Here is a 4,766-nt window from a genome sequence, read left to right on the forward strand (position 1 = left end):
GATCTATGACCTACGCCAGGTCATGGAACCAGAAGATATTGTGATCTCTGATGTAGGAGCTCACAAGATGTGGATGGCTCGTCAGTACCATTGTGATTGTCCCAATACCTGTATCATTTCTAATGGTTTCGCAGCCATGGGGATTGCTTTGCCAGGAGCAGTAGCGGCTAAGCTGGTTTACCCAGATCGGAATATCGTGGCAGTGACTGGTGATGGGGGCTTTATGATGAATTGCCAGGAACTTGAAACAGCACTAAGAGTAGGGACTGCCTTTGTGACACTGATTTTCAATGATGGTGGCTATGGCTTGATTGATTGGAAGCAACAAAATCACTTTGGTGAGTCGGCTTTTGTGAATTTTGGCAATCCAGATTTTGTCAAATTTGCTGAAAGTATGGGACTAAAAGGCTATCGTGTCAATTCAGTGGATGAGTTGATTCCTACCCTACAAGAAGCATTAGCTCAAGATGTGCCTACGGTGATTGATTGTCCGGTGGACTATGGCGAAAACCTACGCTTTAGCCAAAAGACTGGTGGTTTAACTTGCAAGATTTAAGGTTATTTGGGTTTAAGGTTGTTGAAGGTTGTTCGCGTAGCGTGGCCTTTTGGCCAAGGTTGTTCGCGTAGCGTGGCCTTTTGGCCAAGGTTGTTGAAGGTTGAAGGTTTAAGGTTGTTGAAGGTTGAAGGTTTAAGGTTGTTGAAGGTTGAAGGTTGAAGGTTGAAGGTTGGAGGTTGTTGAAGGTTGGAGGTTGTTGAAGGTTGAAGGTTGAAGGTTGAAGGTTGTTGAAGGTTGCAGGTTGCTGAAGGTTGTTGAAGGTTGTTGAAGGTTGCAGGTTGGAGGTTGCAGGTTGAAGGTTGCAGGTTGCTGAAGGTTGTTGAAGGTTGTTGAAGGTTGCAGGTTGGAGGTTGCAGGTTGAAGGTTGCAGGTTGTTGAAGGTTGCAGGTTGGAGGTTGCAGGTTGAAGGTTGCAGGTTGAAGGTTGAAGGTTGCAGGTTGCAGGTTGCAGGTTGCAGGTTGCAGGTTCTAATCTTCAAGTTGTTAACCCTCTGTTCCCTGTTCCCTGTTCCCTCAACAGTAAATAACTTTCAACCTACCCTACAAGGGATGCCCAGGGCAAACAACCGGTTAACTTTCAACCGGTTAACCTTCAACAGTGAAGAACCTTCAACAGTGAAGAACCTTCAACCGGTTAACTTTCAACTTGTTAACTTTCAACTTGTTAACTTTCAACCTGTTAACCTTCAACTTGTTAACCTACCCTACGGGAACGCCTTTGGCGAACAACCGGTTAACCTTCAACCGGTTAACCTTCAAAAAACCTTTGCGCCACAATGGCGAGACAGCAGGAATTTATATAGTTATCTTAAATTAAATACAACTAGGTTGGTTTCAACAACCAATCATTACATCAATAAATTTGGCACTAGAGAGTTAATCCAGTAAGAATAGGTGAAGGATTTTACTCTGGATTGGCAAAGTCTACTTTACCCTTCACCAAACCTCTAGGGTTTAGGAACAAAACTCTTCCTAACTGGGAAGGAAAACTGCTTTACTGGCTGCGGAACGAATAACTAAACTTTGGGCGATATATATATGATTGCCCTGATGTTTAATGCCTACCCATAATCGTCATTACTGGATCGATTCTCTAGAGCTAATTTCACCCAAATTAAACCTTTTGAAAAGGGAGAGTACTCAATATGGATGAGATGGAAATTTATAATCAGCGTCCTGCTGGTTCGGCTCTGTTTTAAACTTCGGAAAGCTTCATCGATTCTATCAAAGATTTGGACTTCATGACAGATGTGTCGGAAGATCAGCTCAACAAGATTGAAGGAGGTGACGACAGTAGCGGACGCCGCCGCAAACGCCGCCCCGCTAACATCAAAGACTTTAATGACTTTTTCGGCAATGGCCAGCCTATTATCATTAGTAATGACGTGAACTTGGAAGGGATCGCGATCCCTAAGAAGGGTGGTACTGCAGTCGTTAACCAAAACGTTAACATTTTCAACAAATTTATCTTCATAATTCCAGGATTCTTTCAGAAGCGTGGTGGTAGCTCTAGTTAATACCAATTCACGCTTTTACTTGCTACCAATACATCCTGATTAGGGAATGAGTAATGGATAATTTCTTTAACATTGCCCATTCGCTTCTTCCCAATTCCCATCTCATATGACTAGCGTTATCCTGGGTTAATTTATCAACCATTAGTTGCAATCCGTAGTTTTTAATGACTTTTTTGTTAAGCTCTAAAAACATTTTTCAGTATCTAATCGAAGAGGGTATTTGTGAGCAAAATCAGCAATCTCTGCTCCAGATTGAAGCAAAATCCGGCAAAAACTTTAATTTGCTCGTGAGTTTCACAGAGGATCGCTATTTTCTGATTAAGCAAGAGCGTCACGATCATGAAGGGAAAACTAATGGTGATTTTTGGTACGAATGGCTTTTTTATGAGTTTTTACAAGAGTTTCCAGATCTAAGCTCTATTCGCCCACTAATTTCCGAGGCGATTCATTTTGATTCAAATCGCTCAATTCTGGTTTTTAACTATCTTAATGACTATTGTGATTTAGCGTATTTTTATAGTAAAGAGCAGGTTTTTCCGACTGATATCGCTAGCAAAATCGGAGCTATTCTAGCGACAATCCATCGCACGACTCTAGATTGTCAGGCATATAAAGACTTCTTGAACTCTAATTCTAAACAGCTACCGATTGATGAAGAGGTTGACTTTCTTGAAAGGTTAGAACGAATTGAACCAGAAGTTTTTGGTATCTATTCTGAAGATTCTCTTGAATTTTTTAGACTTTATCAGCGCTACGACAGTTTAGGGCAAGCCCTCGCAGAACTTAACCAAGTTTGGGATCCTTGCTGTCTGATCCACAATGACCTAAAACTGAAAAACATATTACTGCACCTTGAGTGGGAGCAATGCCTCTCGACAAACAAGCTAGAAACGACAAGCATGGTTAGAGTAATTGATTGGGAGAAATTCACTTGGGGTGATCCAAGCTTAGATTTAGGCACCATTATCGCTAGCTATCTACAAATTTGGCTGAGTAGCTTGGTGATCAGTACAGCAATTGATGTTGAAACTGCTTTGCGTCTAGCCACAACTCCCCTTGAGGTAATTCAACCTAGCCTTGTTACTCTAACTCAAGCTTATTTGGCTCACTTTCCAGAAATTATTGAGCGACGTCAGAATTTTTTGAGACGAGCGATGCAATTTGCTGGGTTTGTCTTGATTCGCAAAATTCATTTAAAGATCAATCACCTCAAACCCTTTGACAACACAGGTATCTGTATGCTTCAGGTTGCTAAGACCTTGTTATGCCATCCAGAGCAATCAATCTCGATTGTTTTTGGCATCACAGAATCTGAACTCACTTTTCCTAGCCGTATTCCTGCCTAAGTCTATTGGTCTTGATTATGCAATTACTGGATACTCTACGAAATCAACGACTCGATTCTTCTATACCTGGACTGCTGGATGTTTTTTCTGACATTCTTAGCAATGTTCAGATTCAATCTAATTTCTATATTACTCATCCAGAGTACAAACCCCTGGAACTTCCTGATGAAGTGGTAGCTCGTTTTCAGCAACTACCTTTAAAGATCCAGAATACCTATCTAAGCCTGCAACTACGAACGTTTCTCTACCGTATCTACTACAACGGCTCTTATCAAACTACTCTTCCAGCGGATCACAATTCAAATGCTTGGGCGCTTGAGGAGGATTTGGAGAACAATACCGTAAGGGGGCTCAACCTAGAGTTTTGCCAGCGATTGTGCGAAAGTAATCGCTCTCAAGGCTACTTTGACCCAGGCTGGTTAGTGCTAGGACAGGAAAGTGATGGTAGTCTGACTGTGGAAAAGAAGGGTCTAATTCTGCACATTAGACGTGATTTCCACTTACAACCGATTGATAGGGCTGCTACTATAGGGAGCTTAGTGGCAATCCGGATGCCCCCTAATTTAGTGCAAAACGGATTCTATGTAGCGGTTGGGAATGCTGGTCGAGTTAATCCTTGCCATTCAGATGGTGAACACCAGACAGTAAATGTCTATTTTAATCTGAGTCCTGAAGGTGCAGTTGCTGTTATGAAAGCTATCACTGAGGGATTGAACCGAGTCAAAATTCCGTTCACGTTTAAGGTGCTATACAATCCTTCTGACTACGGGCGTTATGATTCAGGGGTTCTGTGCTTTGAAAAGGGCAATTATAAAACAGTTAAACCCATCCTTAAGACTGTTTATACTCAACACAAAGCCTATTTTATGGAAGGGGTGCCTCTGTTTACGAAGCAGCTGTTACCAGGACTGGCTCTATCAGAAGAACCTGATTATAAATTTACGCCTAAAGAAGATTTTGGGATGAATCGCTGCCAAATTGTTGCTAATGCGTTACTAGAAGCTTGGCTACAAGGTCACGACTCTGCAGAAGGTCGGATGAATTTTATCCTCCACAACTTTTCTTTGCTTGGAATTGATATCAAGCGTCCTTACTTGAATGCTAACTCTAAAGATATTTATTAGAAAACCATTTCACTTTTCTGATTTGCGCGTAGCGTTATATCATCTGCTCGATCAAACGAAAATCCTGTTCTATCTCAGCCGAGAGAGACTTATTGTAGGGGTCAGTCTTGAGGGCTTTTTTGAGATAATTTCTAGCTTTATCCAGCTTGTGCTGTTTAACCAAATGTCTTGCGCAACTTTGATAAGCGATCGCTTGCCACTGACGCACTTCTGGGTCTTGGGGA

Annotated in this window: 6 protein-coding genes and 1 pseudogene; 5 read left to right on the forward strand and 2 right to left on the reverse strand. The window is 41.9% G+C overall.

What is annotated here, in order from left to right:
- Positions 1 to 556 (forward strand): thiamine pyrophosphate-dependent enzyme (locus F6K20_RS24695; RefSeq protein ID WP_287296392.1); only part of this gene is annotated, 556 nt, incomplete at its 5' end.
- On the opposite strand, the gene F6K20_RS24700 is transcribed toward F6K20_RS24695, so the two are convergent.
- Positions 519 to 1,034, reverse strand: coding sequence for a hypothetical protein (locus F6K20_RS24700; RefSeq protein ID WP_287247625.1), 516 nt, complete (start codon positions 1,032 to 1,034; stop codon positions 519 to 521). The genes F6K20_RS24695 and F6K20_RS24700 overlap by 38 nt on opposite strands.
- On the opposite strand from F6K20_RS24700, the gene F6K20_RS24705 reads away from it, so the two are divergent.
- The 4 genes from F6K20_RS24705 to F6K20_RS24720 all read left to right on the forward strand — a co-directional run bounded on the left by F6K20_RS24705 (position 1,015) and on the right by F6K20_RS24720 (position 4,542).
- A complete protein-coding gene (locus F6K20_RS24705; RefSeq protein ID WP_287264861.1) occupies positions 1,015 to 1,443 on the forward strand; it encodes a hypothetical protein in 429 nt (142 codons plus the stop codon). The genes F6K20_RS24700 and F6K20_RS24705 overlap by 20 nt on opposite strands.
- A gap of 353 nt (positions 1,444 to 1,796) precedes the next feature.
- Entirely contained in the window at positions 1,797 to 2,072 is a 276-nt protein-coding gene (locus F6K20_RS24710) for a hypothetical protein (RefSeq protein WP_287264863.1), read from the forward strand.
- A 164-nt stretch (positions 2,073 to 2,236) separates the two neighbouring features.
- Positions 2,237 to 3,418, forward strand: a complete 1,182-nt coding sequence (locus F6K20_RS24715; RefSeq protein WP_287264864.1) for a phosphotransferase family protein — start codon at positions 2,237 to 2,239, stop codon at positions 3,416 to 3,418.
- A 17-nt stretch (positions 3,419 to 3,435) separates the two neighbouring features.
- Positions 3,436 to 4,542 carry a T3SS effector HopA1 family protein gene (locus tag F6K20_RS24720; protein WP_287264866.1) on the forward strand — a complete coding sequence of 369 codons (1,107 nt, stop codon included), beginning with the start codon at positions 3,436 to 3,438 and terminating at the stop codon, positions 4,540 to 4,542.
- Positions 4,543 to 4,576: 34 nt separating this feature from the next.
- Here the strand turns inward: F6K20_RS24720 and F6K20_RS24725 are convergent.
- Positions 4,577 to 4,766 (reverse strand): annotated as a pseudogene (locus F6K20_RS24725) (molecular chaperone DnaJ); the annotation flags it as partial.

The sequence above is a fragment of the Moorena sp. SIO2C4 genome, from assembly GCF_010672485.1.
In the GTDB taxonomy this organism is placed as follows: Bacteria; Cyanobacteriota; Cyanobacteriia; order Cyanobacteriales; family Coleofasciculaceae; genus Moorena; species Moorena producens.

Coding starts and splice junctions, on each gene's coding strand:
- F6K20_RS24710 (WP_287264863.1), top strand. CDS start 1,797: ATGACAGATGTGTCGGAAGATCAGCTCAACAAGATTGAAGGAGGTGAC.
- F6K20_RS24715 (WP_287264864.1), top strand. CDS start 2,237: ATGACTTTTTTGTTAAGCTCTAAAAACATTTTTCAGTATCTAATCGAA.
- F6K20_RS24720 (WP_287264866.1), top strand. CDS start 3,436: ATGCAATTACTGGATACTCTACGAAATCAACGACTCGATTCTTCTATA.